Origin of the sequence: Desulfosporosinus acididurans, assembly GCF_001029285.1 — a bacterium.
Taxonomy (GTDB): domain Bacteria; phylum Bacillota; class Desulfitobacteriia; order Desulfitobacteriales; family Desulfitobacteriaceae; genus Desulfosporosinus; species Desulfosporosinus acididurans.
The window spans coordinates 128,971-154,781 of the sequence record NZ_LDZY01000001.1; the positions used below are offsets into that span (position 1 = coordinate 128,971).

24 protein-coding genes and 1 tRNA gene are annotated in these 25,811 nt (G+C 40.1%); 4 read left to right on the forward strand and 21 right to left on the reverse strand.

All coding sequences use genetic code 11. The features are described from left to right. Nucleotides 1-142: 142 nt before the first annotated feature. The 9 genes from DEAC_RS00610 to DEAC_RS24455 form a co-directional block, all read right to left on the reverse strand. A complete protein-coding gene (locus DEAC_RS00610) occupies nucleotides 143-892 on the reverse strand; it encodes a DeoR/GlpR family DNA-binding transcription regulator (RefSeq protein ID WP_047808102.1) in 750 nt (249 codons plus the stop codon). A 29-nt stretch (nucleotides 893-921) separates the two neighbouring features. Continuing rightward, nucleotides 922-2,655 carry a pyruvate kinase gene (pyk, locus tag DEAC_RS00615; RefSeq protein ID WP_047808103.1) on the reverse strand — a complete coding sequence of 578 codons (1,734 nt, stop codon included), beginning with the start codon at nucleotides 2,653-2,655 and terminating at the stop codon, nucleotides 922-924. A gap of 16 nt (nucleotides 2,656-2,671) precedes the next feature. Then, nucleotides 2,672-3,685 carry a type I glyceraldehyde-3-phosphate dehydrogenase gene (gene gap, locus DEAC_RS00620; protein ID WP_047808104.1) on the reverse strand — a complete coding sequence of 338 codons (1,014 nt, stop codon included), beginning with the start codon at nucleotides 3,683-3,685 and terminating at the stop codon, nucleotides 2,672-2,674. Nucleotides 3,686-3,993: 308 nt separating this feature from the next. Then, nucleotides 3,994-5,172, reverse strand: a complete 1,179-nt coding sequence (locus tag DEAC_RS00625) for an acetyl-CoA C-acetyltransferase (protein WP_047808105.1) — start codon at nucleotides 5,170-5,172, stop codon at nucleotides 3,994-3,996. A gap of 46 nt (nucleotides 5,173-5,218) precedes the next feature. Beyond that, entirely contained in the window at nucleotides 5,219-6,361 is a 1,143-nt protein-coding gene (locus DEAC_RS00630; RefSeq protein WP_047808106.1) for an acyl-CoA dehydrogenase, read from the reverse strand. A gap of 28 nt (nucleotides 6,362-6,389) precedes the next feature. After that, nucleotides 6,390-7,172, reverse strand: a complete 783-nt coding sequence (locus tag DEAC_RS00635) for a short-chain-enoyl-CoA hydratase (RefSeq protein WP_047808107.1) — start codon at nucleotides 7,170-7,172, stop codon at nucleotides 6,390-6,392. Nucleotides 7,173-7,270: 98 nt separating this feature from the next. Continuing rightward, nucleotides 7,271-8,116, reverse strand: coding sequence for a 3-hydroxybutyryl-CoA dehydrogenase (locus tag DEAC_RS00640; protein ID WP_047808108.1), 846 nt, complete (start codon nucleotides 8,114-8,116; stop codon nucleotides 7,271-7,273). A gap of 366 nt (nucleotides 8,117-8,482) precedes the next feature. Then, on the reverse strand, nucleotides 8,483-10,213 hold the full coding sequence (locus DEAC_RS00645) for a sigma-54 interaction domain-containing protein (protein WP_047808109.1): 1,731 nt from the start codon (nucleotides 10,211-10,213) through the stop codon (nucleotides 8,483-8,485). 197 nt (nucleotides 10,214-10,410) lie between these two features. Then, complete coding sequence (locus DEAC_RS24455; RefSeq protein ID WP_282433363.1) at nucleotides 10,411-10,533, reverse strand: hypothetical protein; 123 nt, start codon at nucleotides 10,531-10,533, stop codon at nucleotides 10,411-10,413. A 193-nt stretch (nucleotides 10,534-10,726) separates the two neighbouring features. Here DEAC_RS24455 and DEAC_RS00650 point away from each other — a divergent pair, with 193 nt between their 5' ends. Then, complete coding sequence (locus DEAC_RS00650) at nucleotides 10,727-11,443, forward strand: Crp/Fnr family transcriptional regulator (protein ID WP_242847040.1); 717 nt, start codon at nucleotides 10,727-10,729, stop codon at nucleotides 11,441-11,443. Here the strand turns inward: DEAC_RS00650 and DEAC_RS22515 are convergent. The 4 genes from DEAC_RS22515 to DEAC_RS00665 form a co-directional block, all read right to left on the reverse strand. Continuing rightward, complete coding sequence (locus DEAC_RS22515; protein ID WP_242847041.1) at nucleotides 11,367-12,044, reverse strand: 4Fe-4S dicluster domain-containing protein; 678 nt, start codon at nucleotides 12,042-12,044, stop codon at nucleotides 11,367-11,369. The genes DEAC_RS00650 and DEAC_RS22515 overlap by 77 nt on opposite strands. Nucleotides 12,045-12,372: 328 nt before the next feature. Further along, entirely contained in the window at nucleotides 12,373-13,032 is a 660-nt protein-coding gene (gene phoU, locus DEAC_RS00655; RefSeq protein WP_047808110.1) for a phosphate signaling complex protein PhoU, read from the reverse strand. Between the two features lie 411 nt (nucleotides 13,033-13,443). Continuing rightward, nucleotides 13,444-13,860: a CBS domain-containing protein gene (locus tag DEAC_RS00660; RefSeq protein ID WP_047808356.1), complete on the reverse strand. Its 417-nt coding sequence runs from the start codon at nucleotides 13,858-13,860 to the stop codon at nucleotides 13,444-13,446. 358 nt (nucleotides 13,861-14,218) lie between these two features. Continuing rightward, the gene (locus DEAC_RS00665) at nucleotides 14,219-14,992 is read right to left on the reverse strand and encodes a hypothetical protein (protein WP_242847042.1); all 774 of its coding nucleotides are present in this window, start codon (nucleotides 14,990-14,992) and stop codon (nucleotides 14,219-14,221) included. Nucleotides 14,993-15,739: 747 nt separating this feature from the next. Here DEAC_RS00665 and DEAC_RS00670 point away from each other — a divergent pair. Next, nucleotides 15,740-17,797: a (Fe-S)-binding protein gene (locus DEAC_RS00670; protein WP_047808111.1), complete on the forward strand. Its 2,058-nt coding sequence runs from the start codon at nucleotides 15,740-15,742 to the stop codon at nucleotides 17,795-17,797. A gap of 176 nt (nucleotides 17,798-17,973) precedes the next feature. After that, complete coding sequence (locus DEAC_RS00675; protein WP_047808112.1) at nucleotides 17,974-18,384, forward strand: hypothetical protein; 411 nt, start codon at nucleotides 17,974-17,976, stop codon at nucleotides 18,382-18,384. Nucleotides 18,385-18,499: 115 nt separating this feature from the next. On the opposite strand, the gene DEAC_RS00680 is transcribed toward DEAC_RS00675, so the two are convergent. From DEAC_RS00680 to pepV, 4 genes are all read right to left on the reverse strand, one after another. Beyond that, nucleotides 18,500-19,081 carry an NADPH-dependent FMN reductase gene (locus DEAC_RS00680; RefSeq protein WP_047808113.1) on the reverse strand — a complete coding sequence of 194 codons (582 nt, stop codon included), beginning with the start codon at nucleotides 19,079-19,081 and terminating at the stop codon, nucleotides 18,500-18,502. Nucleotides 19,082-19,302: 221 nt separating this feature from the next. Further along, complete coding sequence (locus DEAC_RS22025) at nucleotides 19,303-19,665, reverse strand: hypothetical protein (RefSeq protein ID WP_053006236.1); 363 nt, start codon at nucleotides 19,663-19,665, stop codon at nucleotides 19,303-19,305. 586 nt (nucleotides 19,666-20,251) lie between these two features. After that, nucleotides 20,252-20,327, reverse strand: a tRNA-Lys gene (locus DEAC_RS00690). Nucleotides 20,328-20,437: 110 nt separating this feature from the next. Beyond that, nucleotides 20,438-21,841, reverse strand: a complete 1,404-nt coding sequence (pepV, locus tag DEAC_RS00695) for a dipeptidase PepV (protein ID WP_047808114.1) — start codon at nucleotides 21,839-21,841, stop codon at nucleotides 20,438-20,440. Nucleotides 21,842-22,009: 168 nt separating this feature from the next. Between pepV and DEAC_RS23790 the strand changes: the two genes are divergently transcribed. Continuing rightward, on the forward strand, nucleotides 22,010-22,177 hold the full coding sequence (locus DEAC_RS23790; RefSeq protein ID WP_170932730.1) for a hypothetical protein: 168 nt from the start codon (nucleotides 22,010-22,012) through the stop codon (nucleotides 22,175-22,177). Nucleotides 22,178-22,326: 149 nt separating this feature from the next. Here DEAC_RS23790 and DEAC_RS00700 read toward each other — a convergent pair whose 3' ends face one another. Genes DEAC_RS00700 through larE form a run of 4 tightly spaced genes read right to left on the reverse strand, consistent with a single transcriptional unit; the run spans nucleotide 22,327 to nucleotide 25,766 of the window. Further along, entirely contained in the window at nucleotides 22,327-23,295 is a 969-nt protein-coding gene (locus tag DEAC_RS00700; protein WP_083995787.1) for a rhomboid family intramembrane serine protease, read from the reverse strand. 16 nt (nucleotides 23,296-23,311) lie between these two features. Next, nucleotides 23,312-24,163 (reverse strand): nickel pincer cofactor biosynthesis protein LarC, encoded by an 852-nt coding sequence (gene larC, locus DEAC_RS00705; RefSeq protein WP_047808115.1) that lies wholly within the window; start codon nucleotides 24,161-24,163, stop codon nucleotides 23,312-23,314. A 13-nt stretch (nucleotides 24,164-24,176) separates the two neighbouring features. After that, nucleotides 24,177-24,938, reverse strand: coding sequence for a nickel pincer cofactor biosynthesis protein LarB (gene larB, locus DEAC_RS00710; RefSeq protein WP_047808116.1), 762 nt, complete (start codon nucleotides 24,936-24,938; stop codon nucleotides 24,177-24,179). Then, the gene (gene larE / locus DEAC_RS00715; protein WP_047808117.1) at nucleotides 24,939-25,766 is read right to left on the reverse strand and encodes an ATP-dependent sacrificial sulfur transferase LarE; all 828 of its coding nucleotides are present in this window, start codon (nucleotides 25,764-25,766) and stop codon (nucleotides 24,939-24,941) included. Nucleotides 25,767-25,811 lie beyond the last annotated feature (45 nt).

Here is a 25,811-nt window from a genome sequence, read left to right on the forward strand (position 1 = left end):
TTCGGCTAATGCAAGTTCACAAAGGACCCACCCCCACTTCTAAAAGTGGGGGTCTTATTAATTATTTTTGGGGAAAAAATTGCATTTAAAATTCCGCACAAACTTAATGTTGTGCGGAATTTTTAGTGTTGGATTTTGCAACTTAGGCAAGAAGAACCTTAACTCCCATAGAATTCAATTTATCCCGAATTTCTTCCTCTAGACCGGAATCAGTTACTAACGTTTGGATACTGTCCCAGCGCGCAAAAGTATGAAAATAGATTTGGCCAATCTTGGCACTATGCGCAACAAGGATGACCTCTTTAGCAACTTTAAGCATTTCTTGTTTAACTTCCGATTCAAGCATATTAGCAGTTGATAAACCACGTTCAATAGCAACTCCGGTTGCTCCTAAAAATAGTTTATCGGCATTAAAGCCTTTCAGAACAGATCGTGTAAGTGGTCCAACAAGAGCAAAGTTTTTACCCTGAACTTCTCCTCCAGTTAGTAAAACGGTAATCTCATTTCGGTTTCCCAAAACACCTGCAATGGGTATTGAATTGGTAATCACGGTACATTTAGTCGTTAGAGCTTGAGCTACACCAAGCGTTGTAGTTCCTGCATCCAAGATAACCGAATCGCCTTCGGTGATAAGAGTTGCAGCTAAATGTCCGATCCTAGACTTCTCACGCTCTGCTTCTCCCATACTCATCATCAAAATTTCCGTTGGTAGAACTGGAGGATAGATCGCTCGTCCATGTTCGCGCTGAATCAGACCTAGAGCGGCTAAGTTCTTCAAGTCTCGTCGAATTGTCATTTCCGAAACATTAAACCGTTTGGCCAATTCAGTGACAGTTAAATTGCCATGCTCTTGGAGTAACCATTGAATTTCATCCTGCCTTTCAGAACTCACGATCTCCCTCCTTTCTGTTGTTAACGTTTTTAAAGAATGCTCATCGAACCTTCATATAAGATACCTGTAAGTGCATCAACGGTTACCAACTGCCCATTGGTTACTTTTGTAAAGGCCTCCCTTGCACCAACAATTGCGGGTATTCCATACTGCAAAGCAGCAATTGCCGCATGAGAAGTCAATCCTCCTTCTCCTACTACAAGTGCACCTGCACGAGCAATAAGAGGTACAAAGCTGGCATCAGTACTTTCGGCAATTAAAACGTCTCCCAGATTGAAATTATCCTGTTCAGGATTCTTGATTTTTTGCGCTAAACCGGAGAACGACTTACGTCCAATACCAGTTCCTTTGGAGAGAATATTTCCAATAATTTGGACTTTAATCATATTGGTCGAACCAACTTTACCGATTGGTACGCCCGCAGTAATAACAACTACATCTCCCGAAGAAATATAATTCATGGTTAAGGCACTATTCACAGCTACAGACAGCATTTCGTCAGTACCCGAACTTTCAGGAACGACAATAGGTTGAACTCCCCATTGGAGTGACAGCTTTCTTGCGGTAGTAGCAAGTGGTGCAGCCGCAACTATCAAAGCTTTAGGACGATATTTAGAAATCATTTTTGCCGTCAAACCAGAATGGGTTGGAGTTAGAATAGCTGCCGCATCAAGATCCTTGGCAATATTATATGTTGCATAACTAATCGCTTCAGCAACATTTAACTGCGGATGGCGATTAGCTTGACTTTCCAAAAATGTCCTTTCTGTTCGGCGTGCAATCTTATCCATCATTTGAACAGCTTGGATTGGAAACTGACCTGCAGCTGTTTCACCCGATAACATAATGGCATCAGTTCCGTCCCAAATAGCATTGGCAACATCACTTGCCTCTGCACGCGTTGGCCGAGGCTGCCGAATCATTGAGTCCAGCATTTGGGTTGCCACTATTACCGGTTTCCCCATGAAGTTACATTTAGAGATCATTTCTTTTTGATTAATAGGAACTTCCTCGACGGGGATTTCAACCCCTAAGTCTCCCCTGGCTACCATTAATCCATCTGCGACTTCTAGGATTGAATCCAAGTTAGCAATGCCTTCTTGGCTTTCAATTTTGGCAATAATATGAACTTCAGCACCCATATCTTCGACAATTCTGCGTACATCTAAAATATCCACAGCCTTTTGAGTGAACGATGCCGCGATGAAATCAATTCCTTGCGAAACACCAAAGCGAATGTCATCAATATCTTTTTCTGTTACTGCCGGCAAATCGACATGAATACCAGGGACATTAACGCCTTTTTGCGATTTTAGAATCCCACCGTTACGGACGACGGTCCGAATTATTCCTTGTTCTACAGTGCTTACTTCTAGATCGAGTTGACCGTCATCAATTAATACATGGGTCCCAGGATTAACACTTTGCCACAACGTTTTGTGAGTAATACCTACCCGTTCTTGATTCCCAAGGCTGAGATCCGTATCGAGGGTAAAGCTCATACCATTTTCTAATCTAATTCCCTCATTAGGAACCATTCCGGTACGAATTTCCGGGCCTTTTGTGTCGAGAAGAATTCCTAAATGCTTGCCGATTTTTGCTGCTTCTTCTTTTAAAACCGCAATTCGTCGTCCATGTTCCTCATGGGTTCCATGGGAGAAATTTAGTCGTGCAACATCCATTCCCGCAGCTAGAAGAGCTTGAACATTTTCTCTAGATTCACTTGCCGGGCCTATCGTGCAGACAATTTTAGTCCTTCTCATTATTAATTCCTCCTGATTACAAACCTTTCGCAACAATTAATTTTACCAAATCGACAACACGATTAGAATAGCCCCACTCATTGTCGTACCAAGATAACACTTTGACCATTCGATCCCCCATCATCATTGTCGATAAGCCATCAACAATCGAGCTTGCCGGGTTTCCATTAAAATCACGGGAGACGAGAGGAAGATCTGTGTAGTCAAGTATACCCTTCAACTCATTATTTGCGGCTTGGCGCAAAGCTGCATTGACATCTTCTTTCGTTGTCGGCCTGCTTAAATTAGCGACAAAATCTACTAAAGAAACATTTGGGGTTGGTACTCGAACAGCAAGTCCATTCATTTTACCTTCCAATTCAGGAAGAACAAGGGTTACCGCTTTAGCTGCCCCTGTTGTTGTCGGAATCATGGATTGATAGGCTGCTCTCGATCTACGCCAATCGGAATGTTCTAAATCTAAAATTCTTTGATCATTTGTTACTGAATGAGTAGTTGTCATCATTCCTTGCTCGATTCCAAAAGCGTTGAGTAATACTTTGGCTACCGGGGCAAGACAGTTAGTGGTGCATGATGCATTAGAGATAATATGATGATTTTTAGGATCGTATTTCTCCTCATTGACACCTAAAACAATTGTTATGTCTTCATTTTTTGCCGGCGCAGAGATGACGACTTTTTTAGCCCCTGCAGTAAGGTGTTGAGCTGCGGCATCACGTTTTGTAAAACGTCCTGTTGATTCAATGACAATATCAACACCGAGCTTCGCCCATGGCAAATCTAAAGGATTTCTTTCAGCTAAAATTTCAATGCGTTTTCCATCAATAATCATAGTATTTCCATCAAGGTCAACTGAATTAGGAATAATCCCGTGGTTAGAGTCATACTTGAATAAATGGGCTAATAAAGCCGGGCTTCCCAAGTCATTGATAGCGACTACCTCAAAAGGCAGTGATTGTTGTTTGAGTGCAGCGCGAAGTGTTAATCTGCCAATCCGACCAAACCCATTAATAGCTACTCTTAAACTCATTTGTTTTTACCTCCTCTTAATGCTCCAATGTTCATAGTTAGTAGAGTACTACTTTAACATATTAACATTAATTCTGTGCGAACAAACAAATTCCTGCTTAAATATATGTTTATTTAAACATTTTTTTATTTGTATATTTAGGGTTCCCTAAACACAATAAAAACTTGCAAACTATAGTTTACAAGTTTTTCAATCAAATAAGGAAATAAAAACGGCTTGTAACAATGGTAAGTTGTTAACAAGCCGTTTCATGTAATTTGATTAAGTTGTGGTAACCTCTGGCGTTAAATTCCTAATATAATTTACTCCTAACGTTCTACAATTAAAGCAATCCCTTGACCGCCGCCGATACAAAGGGTCGCTAAACCGCGTTTTGAATTTCTGCGTTTCATCTCATGAAGTAAGGTCACTAAAATTCTTGTCCCCGAAGCTCCCACAGGATGCCCCAAGGCTATGGCTCCACCATTGACATTGGTTTTATCCATATTGAGGTTTAATTCTTTTGCTACCTCTAAAGTTTGAGATGCAAAAGCCTCATTGGCCTCAACAAGGTCAATATCCTCTATCTTCAAGCCGCACTTTTCTAAGGCTTTCCGAGTCGCAGGAATCGGACCTGTGCCCATTATGCGCGGGTCTACCCCGGCCGAACCCCAAGATTTAATGGTTGCTATGGGTGTTAATCCCAGTTCTGAGGCCTTCTCCTTGGACATAACAACAACTGCTGCTGCACCATCATTGATGCCTGATGCGTTTGCAGCGGTTACAGTCCCTTCCTTTTTAAAGGCACCGCGCAATTTAGCTACAGACTCATAAGTTGCTCCGAAGCGAGGGAATTCATCCTGGGAAAATACAACCGGGTCTCCCTTACGCTGAGGAATACTTACAGGTACTATCTCTTCATTAAACTTCCCGGCTTTGATTGCCTCTTCCGCTCGGTTTTGACTCGATACAGCATAACGATCCTGTTCTTCACGTGAAATACCAAACTGCTCAGCAATATTTTCTGCCGTAATTCCCATGTGAATATTATGAAATGCATCAGTTAAACCATCATTAATCATAAGATCTACGACATTTGCATTTCCCATTCGATAACCTGTTCGTGCTTTTGGAAGAACATAGGGGGCCAGTGACATGCTCTCCATTCCGCCAGCAATAACTATATCTGCGTCTCCGGCAATAATTGCTTGGGCTGCACAAACGACAGATTTTATACCCGAACCACAAACTTTATTAAGAGTCCATGAAGGAACTTCTTGGGGAATTCCGGCATTCATTGCGGCTTGGCGAGCAGGATTTTGTCCTAATCCGCCTTGCAGAACGTTGCCTAAAATAACTTCGTCAACTTGATCAGGGGTGATTCCAGCCCTCTTGATGGCCTCTTTAATAACGATTGCCCCAAGTTCGGCGGCAGGAATTTGTCCTAAAGCCCCGCTAAAAGAACCCACTGGTGTACGGACTGCGCTAACGATAACAACGTCTTTCATTTAGTCATCTCCTACAACAATATTCGAATATTGAAGGACTAGTGTATTATCCTTTAAGGATATGGCTGCTGATAACTACACGTTGAATCTCATTCGTTCCTTCATAAATTTCCGTAATTTTGGCATCGCGCATCATACGCTCAGCAGGATACTCGCGTGTATAACCATATCCACCGTGGAGTTGAACACCCATGGTAGTTACAGCCATTGCAGTTTCAGAAGCAAACATTTTAGCCATTGCTGATAACTTGGAAACCGATACATGGGCATCAGCCATTTTGCATGCTTTGTAAACGAGCAAGCGAGCAGCTTCAATTTGGGTTGCCATATCAGCAAGTTTAAATTGGGTGTTTTGGAATTCTGAAATAGGTTTGCCGAATTGTACACGTTCTTTAACATACTTCATGCATTGTTCATAAGCTCCTTGAGCAATTCCTAAAGCTTGGGAAGCAATTCCGATTCGTCCGAAATCAAGGGTTTGCATCGCAATTTTAAATCCTTGGCCTTCTTCACCCAAGAGATTTTCAGCAGGTACATGAACATCTTCAAACACTAGCTCATAGGTTGCGGAAGAACGGATTCCCATCTTCTTCTCTTTTTTGCCAAAAGAGAAACCCGGCATTCCCTTTTCAAGAATGAAAGCAGCAATTCCGCGATTTCCTTTGCTCTTATCCATTTGAGCAGTGACAACATAAGTATCGGCATAATAGCCATTGGTAATAAAGATCTTGCTGCCATTTATGATGTACTCGTCACCTTGACGAACTGCTGTCGTTCTTGTTCCCGAAGCATCGGAACCAGCCATGGGTTCAGTTAAACCAAAGGCACCAAGTTTTTCACCTGTAGCCAATGGTACAAGATATTTTTTCTTTTGGGCTTCTGTACCAAATTTATAAATGGGGTTGGCACAAAGACTGGAGTGGGCAGAAATCGTAACACCTACTGAGGCATCAACCCGGGAAAGTTCCTCAACAGCAATAGCATAGGAAATATAGTCAGCACCTACACCGCCGTACTCTTCAGGGAAAGTGATACCGGCCAGGCCAAGCTCCCCTGCTTTTTTCCAAATTTCTACGGAAAATTCTTCAGTCTCATCACGATGTTCAGCCCCCGGAGCACATTCTTTCTCCGCAAAGTCACGAACCATTTTACGCATCATAACGTGGTCTTCAGTTAAATCGAAATTCATAATATTCAACCTCCAAATTTTTTGATTTTTAACGTCCTTCAAAGTTTGGTTTTCTTTTTTCCACAAATGCTGTACAACCCTCTGTTCGGTCCGAAGTACTCATGGTTAAACCGAAAACTTCTGCTTCATAAGCTTGGGCACTGTCTAAATCTAAATTAATTCCTCTTTGAATGGCGCTCTTTGTTAACTGAACGGCCACAGGAGCTCGTCCGGCAATCCGTTGGGCAAGTTTCAGCGCTTCTTCCATAAGAGACTCTAAAGGATAAACTTTATTGACGAGTCCTATTCGGTAAGCTTCCTGAGCATCAATAATATCGCCCGTAAATAATAATTCACTAGCAAGTCCTGTACCCACCAGACGCGGCAATCGTTGTGTACCTCCGAATCCGGCAGTCAGTCCTAAAGTCACTTCCGGCTGCCCAAATTTAGCATTTTCGCTGGCAATCCGGATGTCGCAGGCCATCGATAATTCGCATCCTCCGCCCAAGGCAAAACCATTAACGGCGGCAATTACCGGTTGAGGCAAAAGTTCAAGTTTGCGAAACGTTGCATGACCCAACTGAGCAAAACGGCGGCCTTCTAAAGGAGAAAAGTCTTTCATTTGCGAAATATCCGCTCCGGCGATAAATGCCTTTTCACCGCTGCCTGTGACAATGACTGCCTTGACACTGGAATCTCTCCCCAGTTCATCAAGCGCGGCGGACAGTTCCGACAAGGTGTCGCTGTTTAAGGCATTTAAAGCTTTTGGTCGATTGATCGTTAGAACGGCAATATTACCTTGATGTTGAAGTAATAGATTTGTGTACTCCACGCTTTGACCTCCTCGTTGTTACAAATCGAAAAATAGTCTTACTCATAAAGAGCAGATATCCCTCAAGACTTGTATTAGCCCGTTAGACGGCCCTATGATCACGACTCATATTGATAGAAGCCTCGGCCAGTCTTGCGTCCCAGCCAACCTGCTTTGACATATTTGCGGAGTAATGGGCATGGACGGTATTTATCTCCAAGTCCTTCATGAAGAACTTCCATGATTGACAAGACAGTATCCAAACCGATCAAATCAGCTAATGCCAAAGGACCCATAGGGTGGTTCATTCCTAGCTTCATAACGTTATCAATGGCTTCAACCGTTGCAATCCCTTCATTAAGTGTAAAAATAGCTTCATTGAGCATGGGAATTAAAATACGGTTAGCAACAAATCCTGGAGCGTCATTGACCTCTACCGGCGTTTTACCCATTTTTATACTAAGGTCTTCGATAGTACTATAAACCTCATTACTAGTTGCTAAACCACGAATAACCTCGACAAGTTTCATTACCGGAACAGGATTCATGAAGTGCATCCCTATCACTTTCTCTGGACGCTTGGTGCAGGCAGCGACTTCAGTGATTGGGAGAGATGATGTATTTGTCGCAAGAATCGTATGTTCAGGGCAAATAACATCAAGCTGAGAAAATATTTGTACCTTAATGGCCATATTTTCTACTGCAGCTTCAATAACCAAATCTGCTGAAACTGCATCTTGTAAAGATGTTGATTTTGTGATTCGGCTCAAAATCCCATCTTTTTCATCTGCCATTAGCTTACCTTTTTCAACAGATCGTTTTAAGTTTTTCTCTATGATTCCAAGACCGCGATTTACGAATTCTTCCTTAATGTCATTTAGAATAACTGAATAACCTGCTTGAGCTGCAACTTGGGCGATCCCGCCACCCATTTGTCCTGCCCCAATAACCATGATAGTTTTCACACATGCTCCTCCTTTTTTCTATTAAAATTTTTACGTTCCCGCAGAAATGGGTGATTCCCGAATCGTATGAATCTTATTGCAATTTCTGTGCCATTTTACTATTCAATAGATTCAGAATCTTAAACCTCAATGGTGACAAGCCTTCCAATTGTTAGCAATAAGATAATAATCGTAACCCGAAATTTTAACTGTATACTTTTGTTGACACATACTTAAGACGTTATAATGCTTTTGCGATTTATTGCGAAATAATTAACATGTTTATTTTAGTAGACATGTCTACATCTGTTTACATATATGTTTTGATTTTCTGATCTTTAAATCTAAAATAAGACATTAATGGAGAAAATATTTTGTCGATTCTAATTATTTATGAAGATTATGTTTAATTAATTTTTTGTACAAGCCTGCTCGCGATAGTCCTAAATTTTTTGCAGCTTGTACTTTATTCCCGTTCGCAGCATCTAAAGCATAAATTAAGGCTTCTTTTTCAACCGCATCTAAAATGCTCTCCAGTGATCCACCCGAAAAATGGCGAGTTTCATTGCCTGCTAAGATCTGCAAATAATTTGGTAAATGTTTTAATTGAATTTCCGAACCATCAAGCATATTAAAGGCCCTCTCAATAATGTTCTCAAGTTCTCGAACATTCCCAGGCCAGCGATAATTTATGAAGACATTTTTTGTTTCTTCAGAAATACCTGTAACGGACTGAGCAAACTGCAAATTAAACTTCTTTATAAATGTATCAATAAGAGCATCTAAATCTTCGATTCTATCTCTAAGGGGAGGAATAGTCAACGTCACCACATTTAAACGATAATATAAATCTTCACGAAACTGTTTCTCACGGATCATTGTTTCCAGATCGCGATTCGTCGCTGCTACTAGCCTAACATGTATTTTTCGAGGCTTATTGCTGCCTAGACGTTCGATTTCACGTTCTTGAAGAACACGCAGCAATTTTACCTGCATAGCCATTTCCATATCTCCGATCTCATCCAAGAACAGGGTACCGCCATCAGCTAGTTCAAATTTTCCAATTTTGCCTCCTTTGCGAGCACCCGTAAAAGCACCTTCTTCATAGCCGAATAATTCCGATTCAAGAAGGTTCCCTGGCACAGCCGCACAATTTACCTTTATAAAAGGGCCCTCTTTGTTTAGGCTTTCCATATGAAGCAATTGGGCAAACAATTCTTTTCCTGTGCCGCTTTCGCCCCTTAAAAGTACGGTTGACTCTGATTTTGCAACTCTGAGTGCTATCTGTACTAAGGAAACCATGCGGGGGTTTTTCCCCTTTAAAAGTTCCAAGGCAGAAAAGTTCTTTTCTAAAATAGTTTTCTTATAGTAATCAAGTTCCGAGCGTAAAGAATTTACTTTTTTAGTTAAAGCATAAAGTTCATTGACATCTTTAAATACAACTTTCCCCAAAGCACCTACTATCTTTCCTTCTTGATTGATAGGAATCCTGCTGGCAATAATTTCATGACCGTTTAAATCATGAATATATCCATGAACAGGTTGCCCCGTTACCAATACCTCCGTAAATTTTGGATTTTCATAAATGTCCTGAATATGCTTTCCAATCATTTCCTCAGGAGATTTATTAAAGAAATTGGTAAACGCTTGATTTGTCATGGTTACGATTCCCTTTTCATTCACAACAATTAAACCATCGTAAGCTGTATCCAGAACGACTTCAAGAGTCCGCTGAAGTTGTTTCGTTTTTTCATGTTCAATTACCATGTTGTCAATTAGATTTTGGAGGACTGTGATATCTTGAAAAACTGCAACAGCGCCTACCAATTCACCATGAATATAAATAGGAGTGCGATTGCTTAATAGAACCTTATTATTCATGGTCAGCTGCTGACCCAGCTCAGCGATTCCCTTCTCAAATACTCTCAATAGTCCTGTTCCAGGGAAATACGTAGTAATCGATTGCCCAACAAGGTCTCGATCCGGGGTTTGCAAAATATTATAGACAGCCCTATTAGCATATATTATTTGTCCTTCTAAATTAATTGCAATTATAGCATTATTCGTATTATCGAGTATCTTTTCTATTGGAATTGTGCCAGACAGTTCCTCCAGCATCGTTGAGAACCCCCCTGAGATTTCTGTATTATCAATTTTATTCGACAAAGAGCAAAGGAAATCCTTCCGCCATGATTTGAAGCCTAACTCAGAAGGAGCTTGATTTCTCCAACATCTTTAATGATCAAACCTGTAGATCCGAACTTAATCCCCTAAAAGAAGAATGAGGAGTGGCATTCACACACTCCTCATTCTTGTTAACCGTTATTGGGTATTGATCTTTGAATATTTCGTTCTTTTTGAGTATCATATTCGGTATAATGGGGATCAGATTTGGTAACAGGAGATTTCGGCCGTGAAACTTTTTTGTGCGTACCCATATCCATCCTCCCTTTTAATTAAAAATTATGGCCCTTTATAGTTTTTCCAAAAAACCAAGTCTTATCCTGACATCAAAAATTTCACTTACGAGTATTAAAAAGTTGACTTGCATAGGAATTCGATTTTAAATTATACTTCTTTTTAGGCTATAATGAAACTACTATTTTAGATTAATTCTAGGGGAGGTAAGACGTGTTAAACGAAACACAAATAAAAGAATTATTAACAAATACACCCTTTGCTGCCATGCCTGGCAACTTTGTCGATTTTTGCCTAACCCATGGGCGTACGCGGATTTATGGTCCAAAACAATATCTTTATTTTGCCGCTGACGAAGGAAATACTCTATATCTTCTTTTATCCGGAAGAATCAGGTTATATTTAATGGGAGAGTTCAATGAAAAAATCATTCGTGTCTTAAGCCCCCCAGTTTTCTTCCCTGAAATCGTTTTAGACGGAAGGCCATATCCTCATGCCGCACTCTCGATGGAAGAAACAGAAGTTTTAGCTTTGAATCGTGATACTTTAATACAATTCATTGAAAAGAACCCCGCTGCTCTTTGGGATTTTTACAAAATGTTAGCATTGGATTTACGTCGTTCCTACAGACAAATCAGAAATTTATCTATCGGCGATGCTCGCTTACGTTTAGGTGCCAAACTCTATGCCCTGGCCCATGTTCATGGTCAGCAGACTCCCAAGGGGGTATTAATTACAATTCCTTTATCTGCCACGGAACTCGCCGGAATGTGCAGCTTAGCCAGGGAATCCGTCAGTCGTATTTTAAGCGAATTAAAAGATTCGAATTTAATAGAAATTGATAAAAAGAGCATTACGGTTTCTGATCCTCAGAAATTAAGCCATTGGATACATGACCGCTCTGCACGTTCTCATTCTTCTTCAGAGTAAGATCAACAAATTCCAAGAAATGGGTCAATCGTTCTTGCTGCTGACCCTGAGTAATATATTGCTGCAATGCTTCTGAAATCCAAGACACTGCCTCGTCATCATTTTTGACTCGACCGGCCAATTTGGAAAATCGCGGGTGACGCCCAACCCGCCCGCCATAACGTATTGTCCATCCTTGTTCACCAGCGGACAGGGTACCAGTCGGACAAACTCTTAAACAATCTCCGCATGAAATGCAGCTTGACCAATCGATAATAATTTCTTGACTATTCCTTTGTAGTGCCTTCTCTAAACACGCATCGACACAAGCATTACACTCCGCACACTGCCTTTGAGTAATTTGGGGAACGACATACCCGGATATGCCAAAATCCTTTATATCCGGTTGGGAACACCCATTGGGGCAGCCAGCTATACTAATTTTCGGAAAGTGATGATAATGAATAGGATTTATTTTTTGAGAAAGCACTTGGAGAAGATTTAAGTCATTCAGTTTGTTAACCATTGTTTCATAAAGATTTTGCCAATTACAAGCAGATTTAGGACAATTTGACCGGCAATGTTCAACCTGAAACCCATTCTGCTGCACATTCTGTTCCATGAGATTTTCCTCCCAAGATAAGTAAGTCTTAAAGTTTATCTAAACCCGATATACAGATAGTTTAACAAATCAAGGTGTTTACTGATGTGGTTTTAATCACAATCCCGCATCATATTTAAAAATTTTTGCGATATCTTCGTAAGATTCCCCCATCTTGCAGGCTCTGGCGAAAGCGGCAGTTAAGCGGCATTCATGCTAGAAGAAAGTATGCAACTGAAGGTTATACTTTCTTCTAAATAAAATGGATGGAGATAAATCTCCATCCTAAAATTTTCTTCAAGTTGCTCAATTTGTGCGTATTTGTGCTCCCTTGTTCTGTTCTCTGATGTTAATCATTCAAATTTACGCGTTTTCCGGAGCAAAGATAGACAATTTCCTCTGAGACGTTTGTACAATAATCCCCCAGTCGTTCTAAAAACCTACAGGCAAAAAGAAGATAATTAGCTTGCTGTACCTGATGCGGTTTAGTCATCATAATAACTTTTAACTCTTCAAAAACTCGAGAATATATTTTATCCACATCGTCATCCATTATTGCCATAGAAGCTGCAGCGTCACAGTCTTCTTGGACATAGGCTTTAAGGCCAAGTTCAAGCATTTCTTTAACCGTATCACTCATTCGAGGAATATCTATTAACGGCTTGATCAATGATTCTTGACCTATTCTGTGGGTTAACTTTGCCAAATCAACAGACAAATCGCCCATTCTTTCAAGATACATAGAAATTTTTAAACCTGCCACAACCTTACGCAAATCGCGGGCAAACGGCTGTTGAGTCGCAATCAAGCGGATGCAGTTTTCTTCAATAATCGCTTGGAGATCATTAACTGCGGAATCGCCGGTTATTATAGTGTTAGCTAAATCTAAGTCTTGATTAATTAAAGACTTTATTGCTAAGCCAATTCGTTCATCCACCATCTTACCTAGATCAAGGATATTAAGGCGCAAATCTTCTAGATCTTGATCGAATTTTTGACGCGTCGGCATTTTCCAGCCCCCTCTCCCTCTAAAATTGCCTTACTATTATATGTCTAATCTCCAGATTTTAAAGTAGTTTAATGATATTTCTTTATCTTATCCAATCGTAAGACTCCCCGTTTGCCAAAACCTCCTTATGATTTTACGTTATTGAGATACTAAACTCTTTTCCAAGATTAGTTTATATACTAAGTTTAGCATCTCAATTTGTAATTGAAAAATCTGTCTTTCGGATTACAAACACTTTTCTTTTTTGTTTTTGTTCTATAATTTTTCACTAAATTTTCGGTTCTTCATTCTAAACCCAAGGCCTGAAGAAGCAAACGAAAAAATAATTCCAAGTGAAATAAAAAGCCACGATAGCCGTGGCCTTTCTCAGATATGCCGATGAACACATTTTAAATACCAGCTGTTAACCAGTCACTCCACTTTCCGTTGTAGCAATAATTTCGAACAATATTCAATCATCTCGCGTCGCCGCACGATTCCGATAAAGGTTTGTTGGTCATCAACAACAGGAACGAAATTTTGTACGACAGCTCGAGATATCAAATCCTCAATTTGGGCATCGATAGTGACAGGCAAATTTTGAACATGTTGCTCCACTTCACTTAAATGAATGTCTTCCGTATTATGAAAGGTTAAACCAGGAGTATTTTTAAGCTTCCAAAGCAAATCTCCTTCAGTAATGGTTCCGACATATTTTCCATCATTATCAATGAGAGGGACCGCCGAATAACTATGATATTCCATCCTTTCCAATGCTTGGCGCATTGTCGCATTTTCTTTCAAATAGACTATATCCTTTTTAGGTATAAGAAAAAAAGCTACATTCATACCTCTTCGCTCCGTTAATAAAATCATGGAAGGTTCACTTTATCCAATCGTAAGGTTCCCACTTCTTGTGGGAGTGGTTCACATTTCACGCGATAAGGAGTGAACTCGCTTACGCTAAAGCTGAACATCGGGGCTTCAGATACAATAATGTCCAGTGGACATTATTGCCGAGCCGCCTTCACCATAGGAAGGGACCCACCCCCACTATAGAAGTAGGGGGCATAAAAACTGGATAAAAATCCGTTTGTAAATCCTACATGATTATGAATCTACTTATTATTATAGATAAACCCTTTCCAAAAGAAAAGATAAACCCTGCAACTAATACATTATACTTCAAATGGTTCTAAATACAAAACTAAAAATGTTTACTGAAACGGTTTAATAAGTTCACCAAACCCTCCGGGGTAAATTGCAGAAGAGGTGGCTTACTGGAAGAGGATTCTTGCAAAGGTTTGGCTCCTGTAGTTTGGGGAGGCACTACAGCTCGAACAAAAATTGTTCCTAATAATTCTAAAATTAGCATCGGTAACGCTCCGCGCAATCCTGGAAAGGTAACGATCGGCAATATCAGAAAAACAGTAGGGCCATAAGGATTGGCTACAAAATCCCCCCAAACTGTCAAAGCGAAAATAACTGGGGCTTCAGGCGTTTCTAAAGTCCCGGAAGATACATCCCTTGGTAAGTTCATCGGTTGATTATTTAAGGGTTGACCCACTGAAGACTGAATAGAACTGCTAGTCACAGATGCCAGAAAATCTTGTAAATCACTGGTCGACATACGAACAGTTTGTTCTGGAGAGATAACCGTGCCAGGTTTAATTGTGCTTAATTCCAGTCCAAATAAACGATTAGCTAAAAACAGAAAAAGCTGAGCAGCAATTAAAATACCAAGTGATGCAAATACTTTTCCAGTTAATAATGGTTGAAGGAAAAAGAGAGAAGAAGTTCCCGGCAAGGAACTAACCGGAGAAAAAATAGAGATTCCAAAATTCAAGGGTTCTTTGGATGAATTTACAGCACTTACCAACGGATCACAAGCATTCGACATTGCTAAGGGTTTATCAAAGGTGGTCGCAATTGTTTTTTGAGTAATTTGATCTAAAGGAACCGTCGAATAATTGTCGCTCATAATCTTACTCCTCTCCTACCATAAATTATGAACGATCTATTAAAATGGTAACTTTATTGACTGAGAACTTTCAATCTCCAATTTATCAGGCATGAAATCAGTTAACGAAGGACCCACTCCCACTTATAGTCCTGACCCCTATATCCATCTTACAAGAAGTGAGGGCCTTAAAAACTAGATAAAACTGCCAATATAACTTAATTATGATGCAAGCCCAATCTTAATAGTGATATAGGTATTTGTTATGGATTAAAAGAATTATATTTACTGAATTTAAAGCAATAACCACCTCTAAACTCTTTAACTTCATTCTTCAAGAAAAATATCTGTTTTTCGGACTGTAAATCCTTTATTTAATTGTATGTAATAGTACAATTCGACATATAACATCCATATGTTAAATTAATATTCAGCATGTTGACATAATACGACCTCAATGATAGTCTTTGACTATAAGAAAAACGCGGGTGTATTATTAGTAATTTCTTAAATGAATTACTGAATAATTTCTAAACGTTTTTGAGGTATTTCACACGATTTAAGTGTAAAAATTCACAATAAAAGTGAATTATTTCACTTGATAGACTTTTCTAACTATTATTATTTTAAAGGAGTGGATAGCACAGGAGCATAGAAGAAGTTTGACACCAAATCCAGATCCTGGTCATCGGGCTACGAAAATTCTAAGTGTTGTAGTTTCCTAATCCTCGGCAATGCTGAGAGTATATTTGAAGTGGAGGGAGTTAAATGCGTTTAAGTTGGCTAATAGTTTTCTTAATCATGGCTGCCGTTGCAGTCGCAGCTTTTAGTACTGCCCTAAAGAAAAAGATTAATATTTTATCATTAGGGGCTAAAGTAAAGGAAGAAAGATTCGAGAACCCCCAAAAACGTTTTATGAATTTTGTATCCTTAGTCTTAGGTCAGAGTAAAATGATCAGTGAATCTTATGGATTTATTCATTTTTTCATTTTCTGGGGATTTATTTTTATTTGTTTAGGCGAATTACCATTAATATTTGAAGGAATTTTCCCTGCCTATTCTTTTCCCCTTCTAGGTACAAACCCATATTTTTATATGCTTAAAGATATCTTAACTTTGTTAGTGACCATCGGCTTAATCATTAGTTCTATTAGACGCTGGATCTTTAAGCCAGCTCAACTCTATCGTTCTAAAGAAGCAGCAATTATTGTTTTACTAGTTATCGGAGTCATAGTGACTGAATGGATTTCCAGCGGCGCTAAAGTTGCTCTTGAGCCCAAAAGCGCGTACGCTCTTGCTATTATGTATCATACCTTCGCCTACCTCTTTAAAGGCCTTAGTCCTGATACATTGGTCGGTATTCAAACATCATTTTGGTGGATTCATATGGTTGTCGTCTTTAGTTTTCTCGTTTATATTCCGAATTCCAAGCATATGCACCTATTAGCAGTTCATCCTAATGTTTATTTTTCATCCTTAAAGCCCCTTGGTGCTCAGATTGAGAAGATTGATCTTGAAGATGAAGAACTGACTGAGTTAGGCGTTGCCAGAATAGAAAGCTTTACTTGGAAACAACTATTGGATTGTTTTGCCTGCGGTGAATGCGGTCGCTGTATGGCCAACTGCCCTGCCAATATTTCCGGTAAACCTCTTAATCCAAAACATTTGTTAAGTCACCAGTTAAAAGAACATCTTATGGAAAAAGGTGCAATTCTGAGGGCTAACGGATTGACCTCCACTGGCGACGAAAATGCCGAAGCTTTGGCTGAGATCGCCGAAAAGGACCCGCAGGCTGCAGAAATTCTACAAAAGTCACTGATCGGTGACATTGTGACCGAAGAGGAAATCTGGGCTTGTACTACTTGCATGTCCTGCCAAGTCCAATGCCCTGTTGCCAATGAACATGTTAATAAGATCATTAATTTACGTCAATCCTTAGTTATGATGGATAGTAATTTTCCGCAGGAATTACAAACCGCTTTTCGTAATGTCGAAAATAATGCCAATCCTTGGGGCGTCGGCTATACTGAACGTGCTAATTGGGCCTCTGACTTAGACATCCCCCTGATTAGCGAAAAAGAAAATGTTGACTATCTCTTCTGGGTTGGATGTGCCGGTTCATTCGACAGTCGTGCTCAAAAAGTTACTGTTGCTATTGCTAAGATTCTGAAAGCTGCCGGAGTTAATTTCGCGATCTTGGGAACAGAAGAAAAATGCTGCGGCGACTTTGTTCGTCGATCCGGTAATGAATACCTGTTCCAAACAGCTGCTGCAGAAAATGTAGAGATCCTAAATAACTATAACGTTAAGAAAATCATCACAGCTTGCCCCCACTGCCTAAATACGTTAAAGAATGAGTATCCGGAGTTTGGCGGTAATTATGAGGTCATTCACCATACTCAATTCCTCAACCAATTAATTAAGGATGGGAAATTAGTACTGAACAAAAACGGCGCAGTCGAACCGCAAAAGATCGTTTACCATGATTCCTGCTATTTAGGCCGCTACCAACAAGAGTTTGATGCTCCTCGTTCTCTCTTCCGCATGGTTCCGGGGGTAGAGATCGTCGAGATGGATCGTAACCATAATAAGAGCTTCTGCTGCGGAGCCGGCGGTGGCCGTATGTGGCTGGAAGAAGAAAATCACCAACGAGTTAATAACTTAAGAGTTGAACAAGCCCTTGAGAAGAATGCGGAAGTCATCGGTGCCAACTGCCCCTTCTGTATTACGATGTTGGAAGACGGTATCAAAGATAAAGTCGATGCTGATAAGCAAACCGTACGAGTTGTTGATCCAGCAGAGCTTATCGCTAAGATGATTAGTTAAACTTTCCGAGACCTATTCGAATTCAAATTCAATTAAATAACAGGTTAAAATTAAATTTATATTAAACAGCCATGAACAGTAGCAGAATTAGTACAAGCAAATTATATCTTTAAGTTGTAACAATTTATGCACTATTTTTAAGCACTTGAGTAGATCTAATTTTAAGGAGGCTGCCCATGAAAGCGTGTGAAGGGACAATTCAAAGATTTACCTCAACAGGCCAAGATAGTGGTATAAAAGAACTTCAAGATCATGAGACCGCAGATTATAAATTAATCTACAATAATTTAATTGCTAAACACATTGAAGCTTGTGGAGAAATTCCAAAAGGAATGGACATTCAAGTCATTAACAAGATCTTTACCCCAAAGGACGAGAATATAACTCCACTCGGTCTTGTCAATGTAAGTTTAGAATATTTGGCAAGAATTCTGACCTTCGCAAAAAGGCAAGGGATACAATGGCAGATTGATAGCCGCGAACACACTGATACTCATTTTCAGAAACTGTCTCACTTCACGGTCAAGGTCGATTGTCCTCAAGAAGATTTTATGACAATGGCCAAAGGATGCGGATACAGGTATTAGATGATAACTTGAGACTATATGATCCCCTAAAATTCTGCGTATGACTAAAGGCGCCCTTTTGTGGCGCCTTTAGTTGCGCCACAAATAGGTGTATTGTCAATTCATAATTATCTCATTAGCAAATAGTCGCTGATTGACTCAATTGAGTATTCGCTTGTGCTTTTTCAAGCAATACTTGCAGAAGCTTCGAGATTGATCTTTTCGTTAAATTATCAACCAACTTTCCATCCTGATCAAATTTCTTTGCTGCATTCGTTATTAAAACTTTAGGAGTTCTTACTGTTTGCGAGTGAAGCTTAAAACAAACTTGCCGAAGATGATACTGGACACGCGCTCCCCCTAACATATCTAGAGAAGCGCTCATAATTGCCAATGGTTTATTGCTTAATGGCAGATCATTTCCTCTGGAAGCCCAATCCAAAGCATTTTTTAGAACCGGGGGAATGGAATAATTGTACTCAGGAGTTGATATTAGAATCGCATCTGCCTCAACAACTTTTCTTTTAAAATCCAATACTGCCTGAGGTACGCCTTCCGCTTCAAGGTCTTCATTAAAAAACGGGATTGGAGATAAATCCACTATTTCCAAAGTGGCCCATGCGGGAAGCAGCTCAGCTGCTGCATGTAAGGCTGCTAAATTATAGGACTTTTCTCGCAGGCTTCCAGTTAACCCAATAATCTTTAGCATTTTAGTCATTAAAAGCCCCCCTATTAGTATTACATAATATGTAGGCATTGTTTAAAAAGTCAGTATACTTTTAACATTCAACATTTTTAATATATTTCCTTCTTTTTCCCAAAATAATTTTGACAATTATAAATTTTAAAAATTAAAAAAAGTTAAGCCCAACTTAACCTGTCTGGCTTAACTTAGAAGAAACATCACCTATGTATTAAATAAGAATTAGATTGTTCTTGTTAAGAAGATATCCTTCTTTCCCAATCCACACCATGGTTATATTGTACAGATTGGGCTTTTATTTTGGATCTTGCTCGCTCTTCACCCACCCTCTCTCCTCTTTTATAGTTATAGCTGTGTCCCAGCCCCATTGTCTCCTGGGCTTTAAATGGAGCTTCCACTCTTAAAGTACTGAGATAAAAGACGAGAGATCCTATAACTGCTGAAAAGATCGTTAAAACATAATAAATCGTCGCAAGATATAAATTGAAACTATCATCATAGGTATAAATTTGTCCTGCATTAAACATCAAGTTTTTAGAATAGCCAAATCCATAGAACAATAAAGAAGCAATATAACAAACGACTGTAACTTTGGGCATTATTACACCTCCGCCTCAATAACTGGTCTTCGCTGATCAAGGAAGGAAATACAGCGACTACACTATTAAGAACCTTGTCATTTTTCAAGATAACCAAATTCCTTTTGGATTAGGATGCGTCTATGTATTAATTTAAGATATTAAGAAACTAAAAGAGACCTGCAATACATTACACCGTAACACAAAACACTAGTACATTTATTTGGTATTCGTTCGAACCTATGTTCCCATTATACCTCTATCTTATATGAATAGCAACAGTTTCTATCCATGTATCTCCATAAAACTATATTTATACAGCTATCCTCCTGCCTTTTTCTTGGAAAACGAAATGATTATACGGCACAATTATTCGGCGATAAAAAAACAAACGTCCAAAAAAACAAACGCTTGTTTTTAAACCTATGGGATTTCAAATGTGTAATCAGCACGGATTGGAAGGAACCGATCGAGTGAACTAAAAAAGATGCCCATGAAGAAACAATCCTCAGGGCACACTTTAACAATATGATAATTCATTGCAAAGAAAAAGCAGGTGTCTCAGTAATACCTGAAACACCTGCTCCATTTACTCTTGTAATTCAATTGGTGCGCCACCGCGGGATCGAACCGCGGACCTGCCGATTAAGAGTCGGATGCTCTACCAGCTGAGCTAGTGGCGCAATAACAACAATAATTAGTATACTCATGTTTCTAATGATAGTCAAGCTTTTTTTGTGAAATTAGTTTTTTTATTCTATGCCCACCATTTTTAATCCGCTTTTGCTTATTCTTAGCGATGCTCAGAATCACTTGCAATATTTAGGATTGCCTGGGCATAAACTTTTGTCGTTAACAGCACGTTATTGATAGAAATATATTCATCAGCACAATGTATCACTTCAGGTTCACCTGGAAAAACAGGGCCAAAAGCCACGCCCTGAGGGAGCGCTTTAGCATACGTTCCTCCGCCAATAGCAAAAGCGTAAGGTTCAAGGCCAGTTACATCTGCATAAGCTTTCAGCAGTGATTTCACCAGTTCGCTATCCTTGGGAACATGATGAGCTTTTTGGTGGTTAAGAACTTCTATACTAAATCCCTCATCCCGAATAATTTTTTCAATCGGCTGCAAAACATCTTCTTGCTTATAGGTTACTGGATAGCGAATATCAAGAACAAAGCGTAAGTGATCCGAAGACAATTCGAATATTCCTAGGTTAAGAGACAATTGACCAGAGGGTTCATCCTTGAGGGCAATACCAAATCCTTCTCCGAAGAAGCCTTTTCCCGGATACATTAAGATAAACTCAAGAATTTTTTGCTCCTCAGAAGTTAAAGGCAACTTCTGTAAATACTTTAAGGCAAAGAGAACTGCATTCTTTCCTTTCTGCGGAAGACTTCCATGGGCCCCTATCCCTTTAAAACTAATAATAACTTCCGAAGTTTCCTTTGGAGTCTTGATTTCTGCCCCTACTCCCTCAGGGAAAACGAAGGACCTTAAGGACCGAGCTATCAACTCTTGATCAAGCCCACGCAAAGTAACCTCACAAAGGTCGGGAACAACATTTGCTCGTTCCCCCCCACGGATACTGACAAGATGCGGTAAAGAAGCCTCAAATGCTTTTTTCAATTCCAGATGAAGTATTCCTTTTTCGGCGTGAATTAGAGGGAATTCAGCGTCCGGTGCAAAACCGAGATAGGGAACCTCTTCTTTTTTTAAATAGTAATCCATATCTGCCCAACCTGATTCCTCATCCGTACCTAAAATTAAACGAACTCGCTTATTCAAGGGGATATTAGCATCTTTAATGGCTTTCATAGCAAATAAAGCTGCTAAAGTCGGACCTTTATCATCCAGCGCACCACGACCGTAGATTTTTCCATCAACAATAGCTGCACTGTAAGGTGGAACCGACCAACCATCCCCTTCCGGTACAACGTCTAAATGCCCCAAAATTCCTAAGAGATCTCCACTACCCATTTCAATATGACCCGCATATCCATCAACATTTTTAACCTCAAAGCCAAGTTTCTTTCCCAATTTCAAAGTCCAATCCAAGGCTGCTTGAATTCCAGGTCCAAAGGGAGATCCTGGGGCCGCATGAGCTACATCCTTTACGCTCTTAATTTGAATACAATCCTGAATCGCTGAGATTATGTCTTCTTTCATTCCTTCGATTTGATGATCTAGACGCATGACTTACTATTCCTCCGTGTTCTTGTATATTTCTCAACTCTATCCTATTTTACCGAAGGATAGAGTCGAAATTACCATTAATAAGTAAAACTGCTCAATAACCGCAATGGATATGCACTCATTATCTAAAATAACATAAGCTATATAAAACTAAAAGGAGTTGTTATTATGAATAGCCCTCAAGAAATTGCAACTCGAATTACTGAGGCCTGGCTAAATGCCTTTGCCACAATTACTAAAGAATTAGGTCACGTCGAGCAACATATTCCTACTCCTCAAGAAGTGAGTGAATTCTTTACTGAGATTCATCGCACTGCACAAAAGACAAATACATAGGAATTAACTACATTGCCAACATTAAAGAGCTTACGCTGTCTTAACTAACGATGGCAATTAATTAAGCCACCTCGCTAAGAAACCGCAAGCTCTTGATTCTAGTTTGTCCTTAGATGGGTGGAAACTATGCTTGAAAGGTAAAGGTATTTTTATGAAAGTTTGGTACTCTTAGGCTTAGCAAAGGTTTTCCAGGAGAAAATGAGACCCATTAACATTCCAGTAAAAAGTCCACCTAAATGTGCAAAATTATCAATCCCCGGCTGCCAAAAGCCAAAGCCAAGGTTTACCAAAATTACGATCACAAGGTTCATTCCCAGACCGGTTTTCCAAAGATACGGCCGTTTGTAAATAAAAAGCAGCTGAGCTCCTAAGAGACCCATAATTGCTCCTGAAGCGCCCGCCGAAAGAGCCGGCGAAAACAAAAAGCTCGCTAACGATCCTCCCAGACCGCTTAACATATAAATTGCAAAATACTTTCCATGCCCATAACTTTGTTCCGTCACAGGTCCTAATGCCCATAAAGCATATAAATTGAAAGCTAGATGCAGAATACCAATATGAATAAACATAGATGTCAATAAGCGCCACACTTGACCCGCTTGAATTAGAGAATTAACTTTAGCGCCGAAGGTGATTAAGACATCTGGATTTGTTGACCCACCTGCTAAAGTCATAAGCAAAAAAACTATGACATTAATTCCTAGCAGAACATAAGTAAAATAAGGCGTCGATAGCTTTGGTAATTGAGGTTCAACATTCAGCGTAATTGGAGTTCCGCTGGCAATTTGCTGCAACATATTGGGAATATCCCGCTTTTTTGTCGGTGGAAAGGGAAATAAATTCCCCATTTCCAGGTCCCAGTACCATAATTGGATACCCGGAAAACGATGTTTCTTTAACTGCGCTGAATCAAACCCTGTAGGACAAAAAACAATTGCGTCCCAGATAGGAATATTAAATTCAGAGATCTTAGCCATTACATCATCGGACATCTCATTTAAATATCCAAAGATAAGACCTCGCGGCTGAGTGTCAGAGACAGCACAAAACCAGTTTCCCGCTAGGGTGCCGACATTCCAGCCTGAGCGTTTCAAACTATCAATAATTACTTCAACCATACTATCTCCTTAGGTTTTATACTTCTCCAATTACCCCCCGAAGCAGGCTTGGAATGCCATAATCATTTTTACCTGACCCATAACCCACGTTCTGAATAACCATTTCCGGGAAATTGCTCTGTTGAGCTAAAGCCTTCATAAGAGACGCTCCTGTTGGCGTAATAAGTTCACCCGTAATGCCGGACTCTCTGAATTTAAAGCCCCGCAGCAACATCAGAGTCGCGGGAGCCGGCAGGGGCAGCGTCCCATGAGCACATTGAACAAAGCCTTTTGACCAAGGAAGAGTAGAAACACGAATTTCCTCAATATCTAAAAGATCGAGAGCAATACAGGTCCCAACGATATCGACGAGAGAATCCACTGCTCCGACTTCATGAAAGTGAACTTTATCAAGAGTTGTCCCATGAACTTTAGCTTCTGCTTCAGCTAAGACATCAAACACCCGTAAAGCGTTTTTTTGAGAACGATCGGACAAGGATCCTGATAAGATCATCTTCTGAATATCAGGAAGAAACCGGTTATGATTATGACTATGATCATGCTTGTGACTATGATCGTGTTCATGACTATGTTCATGTTCATGCTTATGTTCATGCTCATGCTCGTGCTCATGTTCATGTTCATGTTCATGTTCATGTTCATGACTATGATCACTTTCAAGTTGGAGCTCATTTAGTAATACAACATCGATGTCTGTAGCCTGGATGCCTTGAACTTGACGCGAACGGACATCGAGTCGAAATTCGTTCAGACCAATAGAATGTAATTGTTCAATAATCTTCTCCGGGTCAGCACCCAAAGCTATTAAAGATCCCAAAGCCATATCTCCGCTAATACCAGCAAATGTATCCCAGTAGAGTATTTTCAAAATGAGGCTCCTCTCAATGATTTTTGTTTATTCTGCGAATAATTGTTGACGCTAATGAAGCTGCTCCAAAGCCATTATCAATATTTACAACGCCAACTCCCGAAGCACAGCTATTCAACATGCTGAGTAATGCTGCCAGCCCTTGAAAATGAGCACCATAACCAACACTTGTAGGCACCGCTATCACCGGCTGCTCGACTAAACCGCCGACGACACTCGCTAAAGCGCCTTCCATACCTGCCACAACAATCAAAACTTCTGCGCTATCCATAGTCTCTCGTTGAGCAAGAAGACGATGAAGCCCCGCAACACCAACATCAAAAATTGTTTCAACGTCATGACCCATATAGCGAGCTGTAATCCAAGCTTCCCGAGCAACAGGCAAATCAGCTGTTCCCGCAGTCATAATAAGAATTTTCCCAGGAATTGTTGGCTCCTCCAAGGGCAGCAACAGGAGGCAGCGTGCCAAAGGATCATACTGAGCATCGGGGAAATGATGAAGTATCATATCGGCATGTTCTGGGATAAGCCGAGTTGCCAGGACATTCCGAGATTTAGCGCCTAAATGTTTCAAGATGGATATGATTTGCTCCGGCTGCTTACCTTGGCAAAAAATAACTTCAGATTGTCCTGTCCTTAATGCTCGATGATGATCTAAGCGAGCAAACCCTAAATCCTCAAAGGGCAATTCCTTCAGTTGGCTTAAAGCCTGGTCTGGGGTACAATTTCCCGACTTAACGGCTTCAAGGAGACTTTTAAGTGTTTCTTCATCCATTTAAGCCCCCTCCTTCTGGTTATGATTTAAACTGCCCGAACGAAGTCCTTCTAAATCCAGCGTTACAAATTGAAAACCTAACTTTTTAATAGCCTCGGCAATTTCGGTATAATGTTGAAGAAATGGCGCAAATTCTTGGGTTGGAATCTCAATACGCCCTATGTCTTTATGGGCCCTTACGCGACATTCGTCAAAGCCAAAGCTGAACAGAACAGCCTCAGCCTGTGCAATTCTGGTTAATAATTCAACGGATATGGCATCACCGTAAGGAACTCTTGAAGCAAGACAGGCCATTGATGGCTTGTCCCAAGTCAGCAAATTTCGGCGACGAGATAGAGCCCGGATCTCTTCTTTTGTAAGGCCGACCTCCAGCAATGGGCTTTTTATCTTTAATTCTTTTAGAGCCTTTCTTCCCGGACGATAATCTTGGTCATCAGAAGCATTCGTTCCTTCAATTAAATTAGAATATCCTAATTTTTTGCTTAGCGATAGGAATGTCTCGAATAATTCCTTTTTACAAAAATAACACCGATCTGGTGGATTGTCTCGAAACGGTTGTAACTCCATAATGTCAATATCAATCACTTCGATGGGAAAGTGATATGTTTGAGCTAACAATAGAGCTGAGTTCTGCTCTTCGCTGGAAATCATCGGGCCACGTGCAAAAACTGCTTTACAGTTTTGCCCTAAAGCCTCCTGAGTTACAGCCATGAGATAGGTAGAATCGACGCCGCCCGAAAAGGCTGCAAGGACGCTATTATAGGATTTTATAAGGTTAATAAGCTTGGTCTCTTTGTTTAAAGTTTCTTCGCTGAGTGTTACTTCCATGGTTCTGCTCCCTTCCACTCTATTCTACTGATCGTTTAAATGACT

What these genes read in the sequence shown, in the direction of transcription:
- pyk (WP_047808103.1), bottom strand. Translation starts at nt 2,655, where the DNA reads ATGAGAAGGACTAAAATTGTCTGCACGATAGGCCCGGCAAGTGAATCT.
- gap (WP_047808104.1), bottom strand. Translation starts at nt 3,685, where the DNA reads ATGAGTTTAAGAGTAGCTATTAATGGGTTTGGTCGGATTGGCAGATTA.
- DEAC_RS00625 (WP_047808105.1), bottom strand. Translation starts at nt 5,172, where the DNA reads ATGAAAGACGTTGTTATCGTTAGCGCAGTCCGTACACCAGTGGGTTCT.
- DEAC_RS00630 (WP_047808106.1), bottom strand. Translation starts at nt 6,361, where the DNA reads ATGAATTTCGATTTAACTGAAGACCACGTTATGATGCGTAAAATGGTT.
- DEAC_RS00645 (WP_047808109.1), bottom strand. Translation starts at nt 10,213, where the DNA reads ATGCTGGAGGAACTGTCTGGCACAATTCCAATAGAAAAGATACTCGAT.
- DEAC_RS24455 (WP_282433363.1), bottom strand. Translation starts at nt 10,533, where the DNA reads ATGGGTACGCACAAAAAAGTTTCACGGCCGAAATCTCCTGTTACCAAA.
- DEAC_RS22515 (WP_242847041.1), bottom strand. Translation starts at nt 12,044, where the DNA reads ATGGAACAGAATGTGCAGCAGAATGGGTTTCAGGTTGAACATTGCCGG.
- phoU (WP_047808110.1), bottom strand. Translation starts at nt 13,032, where the DNA reads ATGCCGACGCGTCAAAAATTCGATCAAGATCTAGAAGATTTGCGCCTT.
- DEAC_RS00660 (WP_047808356.1), bottom strand. Translation starts at nt 13,860, where the DNA reads ATGAATGTAGCTTTTTTTCTTATACCTAAAAAGGATATAGTCTATTTG.
- DEAC_RS00665 (WP_242847042.1), bottom strand. Translation starts at nt 14,992, where the DNA reads ATGAGCGACAATTATTCGACGGTTCCTTTAGATCAAATTACTCAAAAA.
- DEAC_RS00670 (WP_047808111.1), top strand. Translation starts at nt 15,740, where the DNA reads ATGCGTTTAAGTTGGCTAATAGTTTTCTTAATCATGGCTGCCGTTGCA.
- DEAC_RS00675 (WP_047808112.1), top strand. Translation starts at nt 17,974, where the DNA reads ATGAAAGCGTGTGAAGGGACAATTCAAAGATTTACCTCAACAGGCCAA.
- DEAC_RS00680 (WP_047808113.1), bottom strand. Translation starts at nt 19,081, where the DNA reads ATGACTAAAATGCTAAAGATTATTGGGTTAACTGGAAGCCTGCGAGAA.
- DEAC_RS22025 (WP_053006236.1), bottom strand. Translation starts at nt 19,665, where the DNA reads ATGCCCAAAGTTACAGTCGTTTGTTATATTGCTTCTTTATTGTTCTAT.
- pepV (WP_047808114.1), bottom strand. Translation starts at nt 21,841, where the DNA reads ATGCGTCTAGATCATCAAATCGAAGGAATGAAAGAAGACATAATCTCA.
- DEAC_RS23790 (WP_170932730.1), top strand. Translation starts at nt 22,010, where the DNA reads ATGAATAGCCCTCAAGAAATTGCAACTCGAATTACTGAGGCCTGGCTA.
- DEAC_RS00700 (WP_083995787.1), bottom strand. Translation starts at nt 23,295, where the DNA reads ATGGTTGAAGTAATTATTGATAGTTTGAAACGCTCAGGCTGGAATGTC.
- larB (WP_047808116.1), bottom strand. Translation starts at nt 24,938, where the DNA reads ATGGATGAAGAAACACTTAAAAGTCTCCTTGAAGCCGTTAAGTCGGGA.
- larE (WP_047808117.1), bottom strand. Translation starts at nt 25,766, where the DNA reads ATGGAAGTAACACTCAGCGAAGAAACTTTAAACAAAGAGACCAAGCTT.